Source organism: Salmonella sp. SG203, assembly GCF_013350575.1.
Classification (GTDB): Bacteria; Pseudomonadota; Gammaproteobacteria; order Enterobacterales; family Enterobacteriaceae; genus Salmonella; species Salmonella enterica.
Genome location: NZ_SNMT01000001.1, coordinates 576,947 through 595,194, shown reverse-complemented (window position 1 = coordinate 595,194; position 18,248 = coordinate 576,947). Strand labels below are relative to the sequence as shown.

The following is an 18,248-nucleotide window of genomic DNA, read 5'->3' as shown; positions in this document are numbered from 1 at the left end:
TAATGTTAACGACTTGTTTATTAACTGGGGTTGTGATGACGACGAACACTCATTTTAGAGGTGATGCATTGAAGAAGGTTTGGCTTAACCGTTATCCTGCTGATGTTCCGGCGGAGATCAACCCTGACCGTTATCAATCCCTGGTTGAACTGTTTGAACATGCGGCGACGCGCTATGCCGATCAGCCTGCGTTCGTCAATATGGGGGAGGTAATGACCTTCCGTAAATTAGAAGAACGTAGTCGGGCATTTGCGGCTTATTTACAACAAGGGCTGGGACTCAAAAAAGGCGACCGTGTGGCGCTGATGATGCCAAACCTGTTGCAGTATCCTGTCGCGCTATTTGGTATTTTACGCGCTGGCATGATTGTGGTGAACGTTAACCCGCTGTACACGCCGCGCGAACTTGAGCATCAGCTTAACGATAGCGGCGCGGCGGCAATCATTATTGTTTCTAACTTTGCCCATACGCTGGAAAAAGTAGTCGAGAAAACGTCGGTACAGCACGTTATTCTGACGCGGATGGGCGACCAGCTTTCTACCGCCAAAGGTACGGTTGTTAACTTTGTCGTGAAATACATCAAGCGTCTGGTGCCAAAATACCACTTGCCAGATGCGATCTCGTTTCGCAGCGCGCTACAGCATGGCTACCGTATGCAGTATGTCAAACCCGAGGTTGTCGCTGAAGATCTGGCTTTCCTGCAATATACCGGCGGTACGACGGGCGTGGCGAAAGGCGCGATGTTGACCCACCGCAATATGCTGGCGAATCTGGAGCAGGTGAAAGCGACCTATGGGCCGCTGCTGCACCCGGGGAAAGAGCTGGTAGTGACCGCGCTGCCGCTGTATCACATTTTTGCCTTAACCATGAACTGTCTGCTTTTTATCGAGCTGGGTGGGCAAAACCTGCTGATTACCAATCCGCGTGATATCCCCGGTCTGGTCAAGGAGCTGGCGAAATATCCATTTACGGCGATGACTGGCGTTAATACGCTATTCAACGCCCTGCTCAATAATAAAGAGTTTCAACAGCTGGATTTTTCTTCGCTGCATCTGTCAGCCGGCGGCGGGATGCCGGTGCAAAACGTCGTTGCGGAACGTTGGGTAAAGCTGACCGGGCAATACCTGCTGGAAGGCTACGGGCTGACCGAGTGCGCCCCGCTGGTGAGCGTCAACCCGCATGATATTGATTATCACAGCGGCAGTATCGGCCTGCCAGTACCGTCAACAGAAGCCAAACTGGTGGATGACGATGACAACGAAGTCGCGCCGGGTGAGGCCGGAGAGCTTTGCGTGAAAGGCCCGCAGGTTATGCTGGGATACTGGCAGCGTCCTGACGCGACGGATGAAATCATTAAAGATGGCTGGCTGCATACGGGCGATATTGCGGTTATGGATGAAGACGGCTTTCTGCGGATTGTCGATCGTAAGAAAGATATGATTCTGGTTTCTGGTTTCAACGTTTATCCAAACGAAATTGAAGATGTGGTGATGCAGCATTCTGGCGTGCAGGAAGTTGCGGCGGTTGGCGTGCCTTCCGGTAGTAGCGGCGAAGCGGTGAAGCTTTTTGTGGTTAAGAAAGATCCGGCATTGACTGACGATGCGTTGATCACCTTCTGCCGTCGCCATCTGACCGGATATAAGGTGCCCAAACAGGTCGAGTTTCGCGAGGAATTACCAAAATCTAACGTTGGGAAAATTTTACGACGAGAACTGCGTGACGAAGCCCGTGGCAAAGTAGACAATAAAGCCTGAGCGTTAAGTCAGCTAACGAGAGACGCCGGTTAAGCCGGCGTTTTTTTTGGCGCGAACCAAAGAGAACACGATTTGAATTACCAAATGATTGAAACGGACGATGCGCTGGCGAGCCTGTGTGAAGCTGTCCGAGCATGTCCGGCTATTGCTTTAGATACGGAATTTGTCCGTACCCGCACCTATTACCCGCAGTTAGGATTGATCCAGTTATTTGACGGGGCAAATGTCGCCCTGATCGATCCGCTCGGCATCAGCGACTGGTCGCCGTTAAAAGCGGTGCTGCGCGATACGGGAATCACCAAATTTCTGCACGCGGGTAGCGAAGATCTGGAAGTATTTCTGAATGCGTTTGGCGAACTGCCGGAACCCCTGATTGATACGCAAATTCTGGCGGCGTTTTGCGGGCGCCCGCTGTCGTGGGGTTTTGCGTCGATGGTAGAAGAGTATACGGGCGTGGCGCTGGACAAAAGCGAGTCTCGTACCGACTGGTTAGCCCGGCCTTTAAGCGAGCGTCAGTGTGAATACGCGGCGGCGGATGTCTGGTATCTGTTACCGATCGCCAAAAAGCTGATGATTGAAACTGAAGCCGCAGGATGGCTGCCTGCCGCGCTTGATGAATGTCGGTTGATGCAGCAGCGTCGTCAGGAGATTCAGGCGCCGGAAGAAGCATGGCGGGATATCACCAATGCCTGGCAACTGCGTACTCGCCAGTTAGCCTGTCTGCAACTTTTAGCTGACTGGCGGCTACGTAAGGCGCGTGAGCGCGATATGGCGGTGAACTTTGTTGTGCGTGAAGAAAACCTGTGGGCGGTCGCGCGTTATATGCCGGGCAGTCTCGGTGAGCTGGATAGCCTGGGGCTTTCCGGCAGCGAGATTCGTTTTCACGGCAAGACGTTGATATCGCTGGTGGCGAAAGCACAGGCGCTACCGGAAGAGGCATTGCCGGAACCCCTGTTGAATCTGATGGACATGCCGGGCTATCGCAAAGCGTTTAAGGCCATCAAAGCGCTGGTGGCGGAGGTGAGCGCGTCGCATCACGTCAGCGGCGAGCTACTGGCATCGCGTCGGCAGATTAATCAGTTGCTTAACTGGCACTGGAAATTAAAACCGCAAAATGGGCAACCGGAATTGATTTCCGGCTGGCGCGCCGAACTGATGGCGGAGAAGTTAACTCTTCTGTTGCAGGAGTATCCGCGTTAACGGCGGTAATTGCCGGGAAAACGGCCAGTGAAATAAATGTCCGTATTCGGAATAATGTAAAAAAATAAAAAAGGCAGATTCTTCTGCCTTTTTTAATCCAGGAATTTTCCCATAAAAGAGCTTATTTTGACTCTTCGGCTTCCGGCAGCGTTACGTTAAGTTCAAGGATGGAGATATCACCATCTTTTTGCTCAAGCTGGACGGTAACCATTTCCGGATCGATTTGTACGTATTTACAAATGACCTCAAGAATATCTTTACGTAACTGCGGTAAATAATGCGGTTCGGCATCGCTACGGCGACGTTCCGCGACAATGATTTGCAACCGCTCTTTTGCAATATTAGCGGTACTCTTTTTCCGCGAGAGAAAAAAATCCAGTAATGCCATAATTTATCCTCCGAACAGGCGTTTGAGGAAACCTTTCTTCTCTTCTTCAATGAAGCGGAAAGGACGTTCTTCTCCCAACAGACGATCTACGGTATCTGCATAGGCTTTACCCGCATCCGCAGTGGCGTCAAGAATCACCGGTTCACCCTGGTTAGATGCGCGCAGTACGGATTGATCTTCCGGGATCACCCCGACGAGTTTAATACGCAGAATCTCCAGTACATCTTCCATGCTGAGCATGTCGCCTTTATTGACGCGGCCTGGATTGTAGCGCGTCAACAGGAGATGTTCTTTAATCGGTTCTTCGCCATTTTCTGCGCGACGAGATTTCGATGCCAGAATACCCAGAATACGGTCCGAGTCACGGACAGAAGAGACTTCCGGGTTGGTCGTGATGATCGCTTCATCGGCAAAATAGAGCGCCATCAGCGCCCCGGTTTCGATGCCCGCCGGCGAGTCGCAAACGATGAACTCAAAGTCCATCGCTTTCAGTGAGTCCAGTACCTTAGCGACGCCTTCGCGCGTTAGCGCGTCTTTATCCCGGGTCTGCGACGCCGGAAGAATGAAGAGATTTTCAGTACGCTTATCTTTGATCAGCGCCTGATTCAGTGTCGCATCGCCCTGAATGACGTTTACAAAATCGTAAACGACACGACGTTCGCACCCCATAATCAGATCGAGGTTACGCAGTCCGATATCAAAATCAATGACGACAGTTTTCTTTCCCTTCTGGGCCAAACCTGTAGCGATGGCCGCGCTGGAGGTGGTCTTGCCAACGCCCCCTTTACCCGAAGTAACAACAATAATGCGTGCCATAAAAATTCCTTGTTAAAAAGGGATCAATTCAACGGTTGAACTGTCAAAGCGTTGTCTGCTAAACGCAGGCGCGCCGCTTTGCCATAAAATTCTGCCGGGATTTTATCACTCAGCCAGTAAACACCTGCGATAGAGACCAGTTCTGCCGTCAGATGGGTACAAAAAATTTGCGCTTCCCGATCGCCGCTCGCTCCTGCCAGCGCGCGACCTCTCATCATGCCATAGACATGGATATTGCCGTCAGCGATAAGCTCTGCGCCAGCGCTGACGTGACTTGTAACAATCAGATCACATTGTGGAGCATAAATGCGCTGACCGGAACGAACCGGAACATCAATTAATCGCGTTTTTGTGATGGGATTAGCGTTTTGCGGCGGCTCGCTGGGCGTTGCCGGCTCAACGGGCGCAGGCCGAACCGCTTTCTCTTTACCTTCAGTCAGTAAAGGAAGACCCATCCGATCGATTTCTACTTTCAGGCTGGCGTCTTTACAGCCGCTCACGCCGATAATGCGTAAGCCGGTTGAGGTCACGATCTTATGCAGTCCCGGCCAGTTTACCGGGCTTTCAAGACCGCTAACGTTAATAACGACAGGGGCGTGTTTTAAAAACGCAGGAGCCTGCGCTATTTTGTCTTCTAACGCCTGACGAATAACCTCTGGTTCCGCTTCATGCAAATGAACCACTGATAAGGTGAAGCTACTGCCTTTAAGCTCGATTGGCGTGTTTGACATCCTGGCCTTACTCAATTTGCTATTTATCATCTCCGATACGGAGTGATATTCCGAAGTCCAGAAGGCATGTTATAGTCAGTATTATATTGAGGCAAGTCACCATCCCGTTAATTCAGAGTAAAAGTATGTTTTGTGTGATCTATAGAAGTAGCAAGCGCGATCAAACCTATTTGTATGTCGAAAAAAAAGACGATTTTTCGCGGGTGCCTGAAGCGTTGATGAAAGGATTCGGTCAGCCGCAGTTAGCGATGATGCTGCCGCTTGATGGACGTAAAAAATTAGTCAATGCCGAGCTCGAAAAAGTAAAACAGGCGTTAAGCGAGCAGGGCTATTATTTACAATTGCCGCCGCCGCCGGAAGATTTGCTGAAACAACATCTTTCTTCGGTGGGACAAAATACGTCGCCCGCTGACCGTTAAACGGTATTCGGCGCCGCGCCTGAATTCCATCATGATCTTAGGGGAAAATATGTATCAACATCGTAACTGGCAAGGTGCCTTGCTTGATTACCCGGTAAGTAAAGTGGTCTGCGTGGGCAGTAATTACGCAAATCACATCAAGGAGATGGGCAGCGCGACGCCGGAAGAACCCGTGCTTTTTATCAAGCCGGAAACCGCATTGTGTGATATTCGCCAGCCGCTGGCGATTCCGGCGGATATGGGGGCTGTTCATCATGAAGTTGAGCTTGCTGTGCTGATTGGCGCAACGCTCCGCCAGGCGACCGAAGATCATGTACGTAAAGCGATAGCCGGTTATGGCGTGGCGCTTGATTTAACCCTGCGCGATATTCAAGGGAAAATGAAAAAGGCCGGACAGCCCTGGGAAAAAGCCAAAGGTTTTGATAACGCATGTCCGATTTCAGGCTTCATCCCTGTCGCGGCCTTCTGCGGCGATCCGCAAAATACGGTTATCGGACTTAACGTTAATGGCGAGGTTCGCCAGCAAGGGTCGACCGCGGATATGATTCATCCTATTGTGCTCCTTATCGCCTATATGAGCCGCTATTTTACGCTCAAAGCCGGGGACGTGGTGCTAACCGGCACGCCGGCAGGCGTGGGGCCATTATTAAGCGGCGATGAGCTGGACATTCGTTTTAATGGCGAAACGTTGTCTACCCGCGTTCTGTAAAATCTGCTTGCCGCCTTCAGCGGCGGTAAAACTTGCATCTGCAGGCCAGACTGGTTATAAGGTGCAGCTTTAGTGCAATGGCGGATACTTTAATGAGCGATACACCTTTCTGGCAACGTAAAACCCTGGATGAAATGACCGATGCCGAGTGGGAGTCGCTGTGCGATGGCTGCGGTCAATGCTGCCTGCATAAGCTGATGGATGAAGATACAGATGAAATCTACTTCACCAACGTGGCGTGCAGGCAATTAAATATCAAAACGTGCCAGTGCCGTCATTATGAGCGCCGTTTTGAATTTGAACCCGACTGTATCAAACTCACTCGCGAAAACTTGCCAGACTTTGAATGGTTGCCGATGACCTGCGCCTACCGTTTGTTGGCGGAAGGTAAGCCCTTGCCGACGTGGCATCCGCTGCTGACTGGATCGAAAGCTGCTATGCATGGCGAGCGAATTTCTGTCCGTCATATCGCGGTTAAAGAATCTGAAGTACGGGACTGGCAGGATCATATTTTAAATAAACCGTCGTGGGCAGAATAAGTCTTCGGCAAAACGGCTGATTGTTTACAATTCTTTAATTTACGCTGGGCGGCCCCTGAAGCCATGAATTGCGTGCAAATTCCGTCACCTGGCGTTATCACTGCCTTCTCTTCTTCCCTGACGCGCCTTGTCGCTGCGCTCGCGCACGTATGGCGGCGACTCTATACTTTCAAAGCAGTATATCGCTGCCTATCCTGAGGAGTTACCCCATGAATAACCAACCGTTGCGCGTTTCAAAGGATCAGCCCAGGAAGCCTGATAAGACACCCGAAGACGAAGGAAAAAATCCAAAGAAAAACCAAAAGTAGTGCTGTAGGGTATCTTTAATAACTATGGTTCGTTGGAGGCTTTATGTCTGAACGTCCTGATTTAGTCGATCCATTACCAGAGGATGAGCCGCTTCCTGGTGAAAATATTCCGGATACACCAGAGGGAAACGATCCTCTCGACCCGGATACCCAGAATGAGGTTGAAGATCCTCGTAGATAGCGTCTTGTGCTATTAACCAACCGCCTGATGCACCGTCTGTGCCAAGCGGTTTTTTACATCTTCTAAAGCGAAACATCCTGATAATCCTCAGAAAGATAGCCTATAATTTTTTGTACGTTAAAATAGTAGCGCGTCCATGACGACACTGTCTTATTGCGCTTAGCCGTTTGCGAGTTCAAAGGAGGAAATCAATGAACAGCGAAGAGTTGACACATAAAGCAGAAGAGGAAATCGCGGCACTCATTAGCAAAAAGGTTGCCGAACTACGGAAGAAAACCGGGCAAGAGGTTTCCGAAATAGAGTTCGCGCCGCGAGAAACGATGAAAGGGCTTGAGGGATACCACGTTAAAATTAAACTACTCTAGCGTTTAATTAGCGCCATTAATCACCTGGCTACTGGGCGGGACCCGCCCAGTGGTGACTGGTTTACCGATGTCAGGCTTTTTTCTGTTGATACATTTCCTCGCCCTGATGGTCTTCCTCTACCCAAAAATGAATGTTGAACCGCGCATCATCGCTCAGCTCTACCCGATGCCAGTATTGCGGCGGACTGGTGGCGAATTGCCCGGCATTAATCACCACTTTCACTTCTGGTTCTGTCGCGGTTTCATTCGCAAAGCCATAGTAGGTCACGGTGCCTTCCATCACGCAGAGTTGTCCGAAAACGCCTGCCGCTGTGTTGTGATGAGAGAGCAGTGCCGCCGGAACATTCTCTTTGGTGAAAAAGGGGGTAGAGCGTTTAACTTTCCAGTTTGCCGGGATGCGTAAGTGGGACATAAGACATCTCCCTGATGTGGTGATTAAAAGATGTATTTAATATACACCTTTTAATCACTGGCAAACAACGCTTCGGGCAAAAAAAACGCTCCCGAAGGAGCGTGTGTATCAACGACCGAACAGGTCGCGTTTTTTAGGCTTAAATGCCTGGGCTATGACGACGGCTATCGCCACCACAAGGTAAGCGGCAAAGATCCCCAACAGCCATTGCGGCATCTCCAGCGTTAAAAACGACCACTGGCGTTCGGCGCAATCACCGGATGCCACAAACACCTGTGGCAGCCATTTACCCAACGGCAACCAGTCTGGAAAGCGCGCCATAAAGTCACAGGTCATGAACGGCGAGGGATGCAATTGAATCATCGTATGTTCATACGCCAGTTGTAGACCCCGCCAGGCGCTGTAAATCCAGATAACCATTGCCACGTATCGCAGCGGCGTTTTCGGCGCTATTGCGCCGACCAGACCCGCGCCCATCACGCCAAACAGGGCGCAACGTTCGTAAATACATAGCACGCAAGGTTTAAGTAACATGACGTGCTGGAACCACAGCGCCACCATTTCCAGCGCCAGGGCGGTAAACGCCATCAGTAACCATGCGCCCCGACCCCGTGAGCACTGGTTTAAAAATCGCAACATAATAATTTCCCTGCAACATGCGTAGAGACCGCAGTGTAAACCAATTCAATTCGTGCGCCACTAGCGGGAAATGAAATAATGTGTAATTGGATAATTATCAGGCAAAAATCGGAGCCGGGCGGTGTATTGCCCGGCCAAACGTTACGAAAGCGTTGCTAACCATCCTGCCTGAGTCATCCATTCGGTGGCCGGCGCAAGAGTGAATTCGACGCACAGTAGCCCTATCAGGGTCAGTACGATAGTGTACGGTAACGCCATCCAGACCATACGGCCATAGGAGAGACGGATTAACGGCGCCAGCGCGGAGGTCAGCAGGAATAAGAATGCCGCCTGACCATTTGGCGTCGCTACCGATGGCAGGTTAGTACCGGTATTGATGGCCACGGCTAGCAGCTCAAACTGTTTTAAGCTGATTGCGCCGTTTTCCATTGCCGCCTTCGCTTCGTTGATATAAATGGTGCCGACAAAGACGTTATCTGAGATGGAAGACAACAGGCCGTTAAAGAGATAGAACAGCGTTAGCTGCGCGTGTTCAGAGGCTTGCAAGACGAACTGAATAATCGGCGCGAAAAGATGTTGATCGATAATAACCGCCACAATGGAGAAGAAAACGGTTAACAGCGCAGTAAACGGCAGCGACTCGGTAAACGCTTTGCCGATGGCGTGTTCATCGGTTACACCCGTTAACGCGGTGGCCAGAATAATGACCGACAGACCAATCAGTCCCACCTCCGCGAGATGGAGGGCGAGGGCGGTAACCAGCCAGACGCCAATAACCGCCTGGACTATTAGTTTAATTTTATCCTGGCGGGTGCGCTTCTTACGGCTTTGATCGTCGAATTGCTGTAAAACATCGCGGACTTTTTCGGGCAACGTTTCGCCATAGCCAAACCAGCGCATTTTCTCGACCAGCATACAGGTTAACAGTCCACATACCAGTACCGGGACGGTGACAGGCGACATCCGCAAAAAGAAGTCGCCGAAATGCCAGCCAGCCGCTTTAGCGATGATCAGGTTTTGCGGCTCCCCGACCATGGTCATGACGCCGCCCAGCGCCGTCCCCACGCCTGCATGCATCATCAGACTACGCAAGAATCCGCGGAATTGCTCCAGCACCGTTTTGTAATGCGGATCGATATGGCTGTCGTCCAGCATATCGTTCTCTTCGCCGCGCGATGAGGCCACACGATGGTAAATCCCGTAAAAACCGACGGCGACGCTGATCACCACCGCAACGACGGTAAGCGCGTCAAGGAAAGCCGACAAGAACGCGGCGGCGACGCAAAAGGCCAGCGACAGAACCATCTTCGAGCGGATACTGAGTAACAGACGGGTAAAAATAAACAGCAATAACTGCTTCATAAAGTAGATGCCTGCCACCATAAACATCAGCAGCAGCAAGACTTCCAGGTTGGCGGCAACCTCTTCACGTACATGGGCGGCGCTGGTCATACCGATGATAACGGCTTCAATGGCCAGTAACCCGCCGGGCAGCAGGGGGTAACACTTTAACGCCATCGCCAGAGTGAAGATAAACTCTGCCACCAGCAGCCAACCGGCAATAAAGGGATTAGCTAAGAAAATGAATGGGTTAACAATTAAAAAGACAAGTAGTGCCAGTTTGTACCAGTCGGGCGACTGGCCTAAAAAGTTGCGCCACATGGCGCGACCCCATGAGATCTCCATGAAATTTTTCCTTACCTAGAAAAATGAAATAGCGTTTTTATGTTTAAACACAGAGAGTAGCGAGCGCGACGAATGCAAGCAAGTCCTTAACGATATTGGCAGGCGATATCAGAAATGGTGCCTTGATCCCCTTTTTCTTCATTGCGTCCGCTATCAGGTGTTACGCCCGTCTGGTATGATGAGTGCAACTATGTTTTGCTGTGTAATGGAAATCTCACTATGGTCATTAAGGCGCAGAGCCCGGCGGGTTTCGCGGAAGAGTATATTATTGAAAGTATCTGGAATAACCGCTTTCCTCCTGGCACGATCTTACCGGCAGAACGAGAACTCTCCGAACTGATCGGCGTGACGCGCACGACATTACGCGAGGTGTTACAGCGGCTGGCGCGAGATGGCTGGCTGACCATTCAGCATGGCAAACCGACAAAGGTTAATAATTTTTGGGAAACGTCAGGGCTGAATATCCTTGAAACGCTGGCCCGCCTTGATCATGAAAGCGTTCCGCAACTGATCGACAATTTGTTGTCGGTGCGTACCAATATTTCTACTATCTTTATTCGTACCGCGTTGCGTCAACACCCGGATAAGGCGCAGGAAGTGCTGGCCACTGCCCACGAAGTGGCCGACCATGCCGATGCATTCGCCGATCTGGACTATAACATCTTTCGTGGTCTGGCATTCGCCTCCGGCAATCCTATTTACGGCTTGATCCTGAACGGCATGAAAGGGTTATACACCCGCATTGGTCGCCACTATTTCGCCAATCCGGAAGCGCGCAGTCTGGCACTGGGTTTCTATCATAAATTATCGTCGTTATGCGAGCAGGGCGCGCACGACCAGGTGTATGAAACGGTGCGACGTTACGGGCATGACAGCGGTGAGATTTGGCATCGGATGCAGAAAAATCTGCCCGGCGATTTAGCGATTCAGGGACGATAATCCCGCGATGCCCGGTAAGCGCAAACACTACCGGGCAGCATCTCGATTACAGCATGTTCATGCGCGGCGGACAACGCTCCAGCAGTTCTACGCTGCCATCCTCATTTTGTTGCTCCAGCATCACATCAAAGCCCCATAACCGATGCACATGTTTCAGCACCTCTTTGCGGCCTTTATCCAGCGGTGCGCGGTTATGCGGGATATAACGCAACGTCAGCGATCTGTCGCCGCGTAAATCCACATTCCAGACCTGAATATTCGGCTCCAGGTTGCTCAGGTTATACTGTGACGACAGTTTTGATCGAATCTCCCGATAACCTTCTTCGTTATGAATGGCGGAGATCTCCAGATAATTATGCCTGTCATCATCAAGTACCGTGAAGAAACGGAAATCACGCATCACTTTTGGCGACAGGAACTGACTGATAAAGCTTTCATCTTTAAAATCGCGCATGGCGAAGTGCAGCGTTTCCAGCCAGTCGGAACCGGCAATATCCGGAAACCAGTATTTATCTTCATCCGTGGGCGACTGACAAATACGTTTGATATCCTGGAACATGGCAAAGCCGAGCGCATAGGGGTTAATTCCGCTATACCAGGGGCTATTATAGGGCGGCTGAAATACGACATTGGTATGGCTGTGTAAAAACTCCAGCATAAAGCGTTCCGTCACTTTGCCTTCATCATACAGATGGTTCAGGATGGTGTAGTGCCAGAAGGTCGCCCAGCCCTCGTTCATGACCTGCGTCTGTTTCTGCGGATAAAAATACTGGCTGACTTTACGCACGATGCGCAGAATTTCGCGCTGCCACGGCTCGAGCAACGGGGCGTTTTTCTCCATAAAATAGAGCAGGTTTTCCTGCGGTTCAGCGGGAAAGCGGCGTGCTTCGGCGACAGTTTTTTCTTCCTCGCGTTTTGGCAGCGTGCGCCACAGCATATTCACCTGGCTTTGTAGATACTCTTCCCGGCTTTTTTGTCGCGCTTTCTCTTCCTGCAACGAGATTTTCTGCGGGCGCTTATAGCGATCGACGCCGTAATTCATCAGCGCGTGGCAGGAGTCGAGCAGTTTTTCTACTTCATCCACTCCGTAGCGTTCTTCACAGCGGGTAATGTAATTCCGGGCGAAAATCAGGTAATCGACGATAGAGCTGGCATCCGTCCAGCTCCGGAAGAGATAATTATTTTTAAAAAAGGAGTTGTGGCCGTAACAGGCGTGCGCCATGACCAGCGCCTGCATGGTGATGGTGTTCTCTTCCATCAGGTAGGCAATGCAGGGATTAGAGTTGATCACAATTTCATAAGCCAGTCCTTGTTGACCATGCTTATACAGACGTTCCGTCTCAATGAACTTTTTGCCAAACGACCAGTGCGGATAGTTGATCGGCATCCCGACGCTGGAGTAGGCGTCCATCATCTGTTCGGAAGTGATGACTTCAATTTGGTGCGGGTAAGTATCCAGTTGGTAGAGTTTCGCCACGCGGTCTATCTCTGCCAGATAGACATCCAGCAGATCAAATGTCCAGTCGGGTCCATCGCTCAAACGTGTGGTGTCCTTGTTCATGGAATCAATCGTTGCCATTCGCGCACCCTCATTGTTGGCGACGCTCTCTGTATGGAGCGCCTCCTTTCAAGCATAGAACACCATGTTAAAAAACGACTTGATCGTGAAAACTTTTCTTTGCGATTTCCTCCACTCTGAACGGCAAAAAAACGGGTATTGGCATCATTTTATGCTGTATAGCCATGCCGCGTAGCAGGAGATCCCAAACCAGTGGGATCGCTTGTCTTTAGGGTATATGTGAAGCACGTCACCATAAAAAAGTCATATGTTGAATAATATTTTCATCTGAGTTATCAAGATGTAATCAGAAGATTGTTCTTTTACTATTAACGGAGTGGCTATGCGAGTTGTCATCCTGGGGAGTGGCGTAGTTGGCGTGACCAGCGCCTGGTATTTGAGTCAGGCGGGGCATGATGTCACCGTCATCGATCGCGAATCCGGCCCGGCGCAAGAAACCAGCGCGGCGAATGCCGGACAAATTTCACCGGGATATGCGGCGCCCTGGGCGGCCCCTGGCGTACCGCTGAAGGCGATAAAATGGATGTTCCAGCGCCATGCGCCGCTGGCGGTGCGTCTGGATGGCACCCCGTTTCAACTGAAGTGGATGTGGCAAATGCTGCGTAACTGCGATACCCGGCATTATATGGAAAATAAAGGCCGCATGGTGCGTCTGGCGGAATATAGTCGCGACTGTCTGAAAACGCTACGCGCCGCGACCGGTATCGAATATGAAGGCCGCCAGGGGGGAACGCTGCAACTCTTTCGCACCGCGCAACAGTATGATAACGCCACCCGTGATATCGCCGTGCTGGAAGATGCCGGGGTGCCGTATCAGCTCCTGGAAGCCAGCCGACTGGCGGAAGTTGAACCCGCTCTGGCTGAGGTTGCGCATAAATTAACCGGCGGACTGCGCTTACCGAATGATGAAACCGGGGACTGTCAGCTCTTTACCCAGCGTCTGGCGCGCATGGCGGAGCAGGCGGGCGTAACCTTTCGCTTTAATACTCCCGTGGAAAAATTACTGTACGAAAATGATCAGATTTACGGCGTGAAATGCGCCGATGAGATCATTAAAGCAGATGCGTATGTTATGGCGTTTGGATCGTATTCGACGGCGATGCTTAAAGGCATTGTTGATATCCCGGTGTATCCGCTGAAAGGCTATTCATTAACCATCCCAATCGTCGAGCCAGACGGCGCGCCGGTATCGACGATTCTTGATGAAACCTACAAAATCGCTATTACGCGTTTTGATAAGCGTATTCGCGTGGGGGGAATGGCGGAAATCGTGGGCTTTAATACCGACTTACTGCAACCACGCCGCGAGACGCTGGAGATGGTTGTGCGCGATCTTTTTCCGCGCGGCGGTCATATTGAGCAGGCCACATTCTGGACCGGCCTGCGCCCCATGACGCCGGACGGCACGCCGGTAGTAGGACGTACCCGTTATAAAAATCTGTGGCTTAATACTGGACACGGCACCTTAGGCTGGACGATGGCCTGCGGTTCAGGCCAGTTGTTAAGCGATATCTTGTCGGGTCGTACGCCAGCGATACCCTACGACGATCTGAGCGTGGCGCGATACCGTTCCGATTTTACGCCCACCCGCCCGCAACGTTTGCATAGCGCGCATAACTGATAAAGGAAGTGAAATGACCCGCCCTATACAGGCCAGCCTTGATTTACAGGTAATGAAACAAAATTTGGCTATTGTGCGCCGGGCGGCCCCGGAGGCGCGCGTCTGGTCGGTAGTGAAAGCCAACGCCTACGGCCACGGTATTGAACGCGTCTGGAGCGCGCTGGGCGCCACAGATGGTTTCGCTATGCTCAACCTTGAAGAGGCGATTACCCTGCGTGAGCGCGGGTGGAAAGGGCCGATATTGATGCTGGAGGGGTTTTTCCATGCGCAAGACCTGGAGGCGTATGACACTTATCGGCTGACCACCTGCATCCACAGTAACTGGCAGTTGAAAGCGCTGCAAAATGCGCGGCTTAACGCGCCGCTGGATATCTATGTCAAAGTCAACAGCGGCATGAACCGACTCGGTTTTCAGCCTGAGCGGGCGCAGACCGTCTGGCAGCAATTGCGGGCAATGCGCAATGTCGGTGAAATGACCCTGATGTCACATTTTGCTCAGGCCGATCATCCGGAAGGTATCGGGGAGGCGATGAGGCGTATTGCGCTGGCGACGGAAGGCCTGCAGTGTGCGCACTCGTTATCAAATTCGGCAGCGACGCTGTGGCATCCCCAGGCGCATTATGACTGGGTCAGGCCAGGCATTATTTTGTACGGTGCGTCGCCGTCAGGACAGTGGCGGGATATTGCCGATACCGGACTAAAACCTGTGATGACGCTGAGTAGCGAAATTATTGGCGTGCAGACGCTGAGTGCGGGTGAAAGGGTAGGCTATGGCGGAGGGTATTCTGTGACTCAGGAACAACGCATTGGCATCGTCGCGGCGGGTTATGCCGATGGCTATCCACGCCATGCGCCGACCGGGACGCCTGTGCTGGTGGACGGTATCCGTACCAGAACAGTAGGCACCGTTTCAATGGATATGCTGGCGGTGGATTTGACGCCGTGTCCGCAGGCGGGAATCGGCACGCCGGTTGAATTATGGGGCAAAGAAATTAAGGTCGATGATGTCGCTTCTGCGGCAGGCACGCTGGGCTATGAGCTACTGTGCGCCGTAGCGCCGCGCGTGCCGTTTGTGACAACGTAACATAATGCAGGCTAAGGCGTCGACTGGTCCACCTGGGGGCGGGTCGACGTTGTCAGGCGACCTTATTCTGCTTCGTCTTCGGCGACGCGTACCCCAATCTTGCGTACCACGTTATCTTCTTTTTCAGCTACTGTCCAAATCATGCCGCCAAACTCTACCTGATCGCCGACGACCGGCGCAGCGCCCAGCAGCTGCTGTATGATTTCACCCAGAGTTTGTTGTTTATCCCGGTATTCCGTTCCTTCTTCCAGCCCGTAGATAAGCGCCACGTCGGCGAATTTCGCATTCGCTTCGAGGATAAAATCGCCAAAGAAACGCTGATCTAACGAAACCGGCGGCGACTGGCTAAACAATTTGCCCAGCGCTGGCAGATCGCGCTCCCGGCCAATCACGCAGAGTACGTCGCCTTCCTGCAGGCGAGTGCTACCCGTGGGGTGAAACAGTTCATTATTGCGAAATAGCGCGGCAATGCGGGTTTCGTTCGGCATATGCAGGTCGCGCAACGCCGCGCCGACGCACCATTTGTCGGCGCTCAACTGATAAATGAATTGCTCCCACGGATTATCAGGATGGATGTCAAGCCCCACGCGCGATACTGGCCAGCCAACCGGAGGCACGACCACTTTAGCTCTCTTCGCCGCCCATGACAGCGATGTTCCCTGCAGGAGCAGCGACACCAGTACCACAAAGAAAGCGACATTAAAGAACAGGCGAGCGTTTTCAAGCCCGGCCATCATCGGGAAAACGGCGAGAATAATCGGCACCGCGCCGCGCAGTCCGACCCAACTGATGAAAATGCGCTCCCGAAGATTGAAGCCGCGAAATGGCAGCAGGCCGGTAAACACCGACAATGGGCGGGCGAAGAAAATCATCCAGATAGAGAGAATAAGCGCAGGGACGGCAATCGGCCACAGATCGGAAGGCGTCACCAGCAGCCCCAGGACCAGGAACATCGCGATCTGCGCCAGCCAGGCTAGTCCGTCAAAGTTTTGCAGGATGCCGTAACGGTTGCGAATCGGGCGGTTTCCTAACAGGAATCCGCACAGATAGACCGCGAGAATGCCGCTGCCTTCAAGCGCGGTCGTCAAGGCAAAAATCAGAATACCGCCGCTGAGCGCCAGCATCGGATACAGGCCGCTGGGCAGAGAAATACGGTTGATCATCTGCTGTAGCAGGTAACCGCCGCCCAGGCCAAAAACAATACCGAGACCGAACTGCTGGATAATATGGACGGCAAACATCCAGTCCAGACCGGTTTCGTGTTTCTGGATCATCTCAATTAATGTAATGGTCAGAAAAACGGCCATCGGATCGTTACTTCCCGATTCGATCTCCAGCGTGGAGCCTACACGTTCGTTTAGCCCTTTGCCGCCAAGCAGAGAAAAGACCGCTGCGGCGTCAGTGGAACCGACTATCGCGCCAATGAGCAGACCTTCGATAAGATCCAGATGAAACAGCCAGGCGGCCATCATACCTGTTAACCCCGACGTGATCAGTACGCCGAGCGTCGCCAGCGACAGCGCGGGGCCCAGCGCTACCCGGAAAGAGCTGGCCTGGGTGCGCATGCCGCCATCGAGTAAAATAATCGCCAGCGCCAGGTTACTGACCATATAAGCGAAAGGATAATTATCGAAAGGAATACCGCCAATGCCATCCACACCCGCTAACATCCCAATGGCGAGGAAAATGACCAGAATCGGGATACCCAGTCGCGATGAGAATGAACTTAACAGGATACTGCTGGTTACAAGGATGGAACCTAAAATAAATAGACTAATAATTGTTGCAGCATCCAACGTTTTATATCTCCTGACTCACACGACTTCGTATTATTTAACATTAACATAATAACGGCCAGGGCAGCGTTTTACTTAGCCTGTCGGGGACTTTTTTTACAATTGCAGCGTAGGATGACCAGATAAAGTGAGTTGAGTCCCCTGGCGCGTATTTTTAAGCGTCGCGTTTGCCCCGATAGGGAGCGTCACCGTACGCTGTTCATGCCCGAAGTCGAGACCGGTAATCAGCGGAACGGACAGACGGGAACGTAAAAACGCGTAGACGCTCTCCAGAGAATAACCGGCGTCATACTCGTTGGGCGCCGCGCCGCTAAAGCTGCCGAGAACGATGGCGCTCTGGCGGTTTAAAATTCCGGCGTACTCCAGTTGCAAAAGCATACGCTCCACCCGGAAAGGATGCTCATTGACATCTTCCAGCACTAAAATTCCTTTATCGATAGTCGGCATCCAGGGCGTACCGATAAGGGAAATCAACATCGCCAGATTTCCGCCCCATAAGGTGCCCTGTACATCGCACTGAGGGCCGTCACCTTGCCACTCTACGGTAAATTGCGCCTTGCGTAGCGCCAGCCAGAAATGTTGCTCGGTGAACGTATTCAGCGTTTCGGCGCCAAAATTTGCCGCCAGCATAGGACCGCTAAAGGTGATGACATTGGCCTGCGCCAGGAGTCCAGCCTGAATCGCCGTAAAATCGCTATGACCGCAAATCAGTAAGGGATCGTGCTGTTGCCGGGAGGCGAGCGCCTGCCAGTCGATACGATCCAGCAAGCGGCTGGCGCCATAGCCGCCGCGAACCGGCATGACGATCGTATCCGGCGAAGTTAGCGAGGCCAGCGAATTAACATCGGCCAGCCGTTCCGCGTCCGTACCGGCAAAACGCTGATAGCGGCGACGAATCACCTCGTCATTCTCCACCTGATGACCCGCGTCAGTCAGGCGCTGAACGCCGCGTAACGCGGCCTGTTGGTTAATACAGTAGCCCGAGGGGGCGATTAAATGAAACAGAGACATGGTAATTCCTTGCTGACAATAGAATGCAAATGTATATCATGCCGCATATATTAGGCGATGTCCCTCGTTGT

Annotated in this window: 19 protein-coding genes; 10 read left to right on the top strand and 9 right to left on the bottom strand. The window is 52.1% G+C overall.

From position 1 onward, the window contains the following. Nucleotides 1-68: 68 nt before the first annotated feature. Nucleotides 69-1,754 (top strand): long-chain-fatty-acid--CoA ligase FadD, encoded by a 1,686-nt coding sequence (gene fadD, locus HV477_RS02975; protein WP_000758418.1) that lies wholly within the window; start codon nucleotides 69-71, stop codon nucleotides 1,752-1,754. A gap of 72 nt (nucleotides 1,755-1,826) precedes the next feature. Continuing rightward, entirely contained in the window at nucleotides 1,827-2,954 is a 1,128-nt protein-coding gene (rnd, locus tag HV477_RS02970; RefSeq protein ID WP_001109128.1) for a ribonuclease D, read from the top strand. 121 nt (nucleotides 2,955-3,075) lie between these two features. On the opposite strand, the gene minE is transcribed toward rnd, so the two are convergent. The 3 genes from minE to minC are packed head-to-tail and all read right to left on the bottom strand — an operon-like array spanning nucleotide 3,076 to nucleotide 4,889. Then, on the bottom strand, nucleotides 3,076-3,342 hold the full coding sequence (minE, locus tag HV477_RS02965) for a cell division topological specificity factor MinE (RefSeq protein WP_001185666.1): 267 nt from the start codon (nucleotides 3,340-3,342) through the stop codon (nucleotides 3,076-3,078). 3 nt (nucleotides 3,343-3,345) lie between these two features. Further along, the gene (gene minD / locus HV477_RS02960; protein WP_000101047.1) at nucleotides 3,346-4,158 is read right to left on the bottom strand and encodes a septum site-determining protein MinD; all 813 of its coding nucleotides are present in this window, start codon (nucleotides 4,156-4,158) and stop codon (nucleotides 3,346-3,348) included. A 23-nt stretch (nucleotides 4,159-4,181) separates the two neighbouring features. Further along, nucleotides 4,182-4,889 carry a septum site-determining protein MinC gene (minC, locus tag HV477_RS02955; protein WP_079898764.1) on the bottom strand — a complete coding sequence of 236 codons (708 nt, stop codon included), beginning with the start codon at nucleotides 4,887-4,889 and terminating at the stop codon, nucleotides 4,182-4,184. Between the two features lie 125 nt (nucleotides 4,890-5,014). Here minC and HV477_RS02950 point away from each other — a divergent pair, with 125 nt between their 5' ends. From HV477_RS02950 to HV477_RS02930, 5 genes are all read left to right on the top strand, one after another. Then, entirely contained in the window at nucleotides 5,015-5,308 is a 294-nt protein-coding gene (locus HV477_RS02950; protein WP_001525604.1) for a YcgL domain-containing protein, read from the top strand. A gap of 49 nt (nucleotides 5,309-5,357) precedes the next feature. Further along, nucleotides 5,358-6,017 (top strand): fumarylacetoacetate hydrolase family protein, encoded by a 660-nt coding sequence (locus HV477_RS02945; RefSeq protein ID WP_079898837.1) that lies wholly within the window; start codon nucleotides 5,358-5,360, stop codon nucleotides 6,015-6,017. A gap of 92 nt (nucleotides 6,018-6,109) precedes the next feature. Then, entirely contained in the window at nucleotides 6,110-6,556 is a 447-nt protein-coding gene (locus HV477_RS02940; protein ID WP_001285703.1) for a YcgN family cysteine cluster protein, read from the top strand. A gap of 351 nt (nucleotides 6,557-6,907) precedes the next feature. Next, nucleotides 6,908-7,045, top strand: coding sequence for a hypothetical protein (locus HV477_RS02935; protein ID WP_175064921.1), 138 nt, complete (start codon nucleotides 6,908-6,910; stop codon nucleotides 7,043-7,045). A gap of 191 nt (nucleotides 7,046-7,236) precedes the next feature. Next, the gene (locus tag HV477_RS02930; RefSeq protein WP_001083582.1) at nucleotides 7,237-7,410 is read left to right on the top strand and encodes a GnsA/GnsB family addiction module toxin; all 174 of its coding nucleotides are present in this window, start codon (nucleotides 7,237-7,239) and stop codon (nucleotides 7,408-7,410) included. A gap of 70 nt (nucleotides 7,411-7,480) precedes the next feature. Here HV477_RS02930 and HV477_RS02925 read toward each other — a convergent pair whose 3' ends face one another. The 3 genes from HV477_RS02925 to nhaB form a co-directional block, all read right to left on the bottom strand. Further along, nucleotides 7,481-7,822, bottom strand: a complete 342-nt coding sequence (locus tag HV477_RS02925) for a DUF1971 domain-containing protein (RefSeq protein ID WP_000018967.1) — start codon at nucleotides 7,820-7,822, stop codon at nucleotides 7,481-7,483. 108 nt (nucleotides 7,823-7,930) lie between these two features. Next, nucleotides 7,931-8,461 carry a disulfide bond formation protein DsbB gene (dsbB, locus tag HV477_RS02920; protein ID WP_000943475.1) on the bottom strand — a complete coding sequence of 177 codons (531 nt, stop codon included), beginning with the start codon at nucleotides 8,459-8,461 and terminating at the stop codon, nucleotides 7,931-7,933. 141 nt (nucleotides 8,462-8,602) lie between these two features. Continuing rightward, nucleotides 8,603-10,147 carry a Na(+)/H(+) antiporter NhaB gene (gene nhaB, locus HV477_RS02915; RefSeq protein WP_000406438.1) on the bottom strand — a complete coding sequence of 515 codons (1,545 nt, stop codon included), beginning with the start codon at nucleotides 10,145-10,147 and terminating at the stop codon, nucleotides 8,603-8,605. 219 nt (nucleotides 10,148-10,366) lie between these two features. On the opposite strand from nhaB, the gene fadR reads away from it, so the two are divergent. Further along, nucleotides 10,367-11,086: a fatty acid metabolism transcriptional regulator FadR gene (gene fadR / locus HV477_RS02910; RefSeq protein ID WP_000234826.1), complete on the top strand. Its 720-nt coding sequence runs from the start codon at nucleotides 10,367-10,369 to the stop codon at nucleotides 11,084-11,086. 46 nt (nucleotides 11,087-11,132) lie between these two features. Here the strand turns inward: fadR and HV477_RS02905 are convergent, their stop codons facing one another. Continuing rightward, entirely contained in the window at nucleotides 11,133-12,665 is a 1,533-nt protein-coding gene (locus HV477_RS02905; RefSeq protein WP_000190831.1) for a SpoVR family protein, read from the bottom strand. Between the two features lie 322 nt (nucleotides 12,666-12,987). Between HV477_RS02905 and HV477_RS02900 the strand changes: the two genes are divergently transcribed. Next, entirely contained in the window at nucleotides 12,988-14,286 is a 1,299-nt protein-coding gene (locus HV477_RS02900; RefSeq protein ID WP_114063910.1) for a D-amino acid dehydrogenase, read from the top strand. A 13-nt stretch (nucleotides 14,287-14,299) separates the two neighbouring features. Next, nucleotides 14,300-15,370, top strand: a complete 1,071-nt coding sequence (gene dadX, locus HV477_RS02895) for a catabolic alanine racemase DadX (protein ID WP_000197902.1) — start codon at nucleotides 14,300-14,302, stop codon at nucleotides 15,368-15,370. A gap of 62 nt (nucleotides 15,371-15,432) precedes the next feature. Here dadX and HV477_RS02890 read toward each other — a convergent pair whose 3' ends face one another. Continuing rightward, nucleotides 15,433-17,166, bottom strand: a complete 1,734-nt coding sequence (locus HV477_RS02890) for a potassium/proton antiporter (protein WP_000338376.1) — start codon at nucleotides 17,164-17,166, stop codon at nucleotides 15,433-15,435. Between the two features lie 96 nt (nucleotides 17,167-17,262). Then, entirely contained in the window at nucleotides 17,263-18,177 is a 915-nt protein-coding gene (gene ldcA / locus HV477_RS02885) for a muramoyltetrapeptide carboxypeptidase (protein WP_079898766.1), read from the bottom strand. Nucleotides 18,178-18,248: the final 71 nt, after the last annotated feature.

Excerpts from the sequence above, each read along its gene's own strand:
- minC (WP_079898764.1), bottom strand. The coding sequence starts at position 4,889 with ATGTCAAACACGCCAATCGAGCTTAAAGGCAGTAGCTTCACCTTATCA.
- HV477_RS02905 (WP_000190831.1), bottom strand. The coding sequence starts at position 12,665 with ATGGCAACGATTGATTCCATGAACAAGGACACCACACGTTTGAGCGAT.
- minE (WP_001185666.1), bottom strand. The coding sequence starts at position 3,342 with ATGGCATTACTGGATTTTTTTCTCTCGCGGAAAAAGAGTACCGCTAAT.
- HV477_RS02925 (WP_000018967.1), bottom strand. The coding sequence starts at position 7,822 with ATGTCCCACTTACGCATCCCGGCAAACTGGAAAGTTAAACGCTCTACC.
- minD (WP_000101047.1), bottom strand. The coding sequence starts at position 4,158 with ATGGCACGCATTATTGTTGTTACTTCGGGTAAAGGGGGCGTTGGCAAG.
- HV477_RS02945 (WP_079898837.1), top strand. The coding sequence starts at position 5,358 with ATGTATCAACATCGTAACTGGCAAGGTGCCTTGCTTGATTACCCGGTA.
- nhaB (WP_000406438.1), bottom strand. The coding sequence starts at position 10,147 with ATGGAGATCTCATGGGGTCGCGCCATGTGGCGCAACTTTTTAGGCCAG.
- HV477_RS02950 (WP_001525604.1), top strand. The coding sequence starts at position 5,015 with ATGTTTTGTGTGATCTATAGAAGTAGCAAGCGCGATCAAACCTATTTG.
- ldcA (WP_079898766.1), bottom strand. The coding sequence starts at position 18,177 with ATGTCTCTGTTTCATTTAATCGCCCCCTCGGGCTACTGTATTAACCAA.
- fadR (WP_000234826.1), top strand. The coding sequence starts at position 10,367 with ATGGTCATTAAGGCGCAGAGCCCGGCGGGTTTCGCGGAAGAGTATATT.
- HV477_RS02930 (WP_001083582.1), top strand. The coding sequence starts at position 7,237 with ATGAACAGCGAAGAGTTGACACATAAAGCAGAAGAGGAAATCGCGGCA.
- HV477_RS02940 (WP_001285703.1), top strand. The coding sequence starts at position 6,110 with ATGAGCGATACACCTTTCTGGCAACGTAAAACCCTGGATGAAATGACC.
- HV477_RS02935 (WP_175064921.1), top strand. The coding sequence starts at position 6,908 with ATGTCTGAACGTCCTGATTTAGTCGATCCATTACCAGAGGATGAGCCG.
- dsbB (WP_000943475.1), bottom strand. The coding sequence starts at position 8,461 with ATGTTGCGATTTTTAAACCAGTGCTCACGGGGTCGGGGCGCATGGTTA.
- HV477_RS02900 (WP_114063910.1), top strand. The coding sequence starts at position 12,988 with ATGCGAGTTGTCATCCTGGGGAGTGGCGTAGTTGGCGTGACCAGCGCC.
- dadX (WP_000197902.1), top strand. The coding sequence starts at position 14,300 with ATGACCCGCCCTATACAGGCCAGCCTTGATTTACAGGTAATGAAACAA.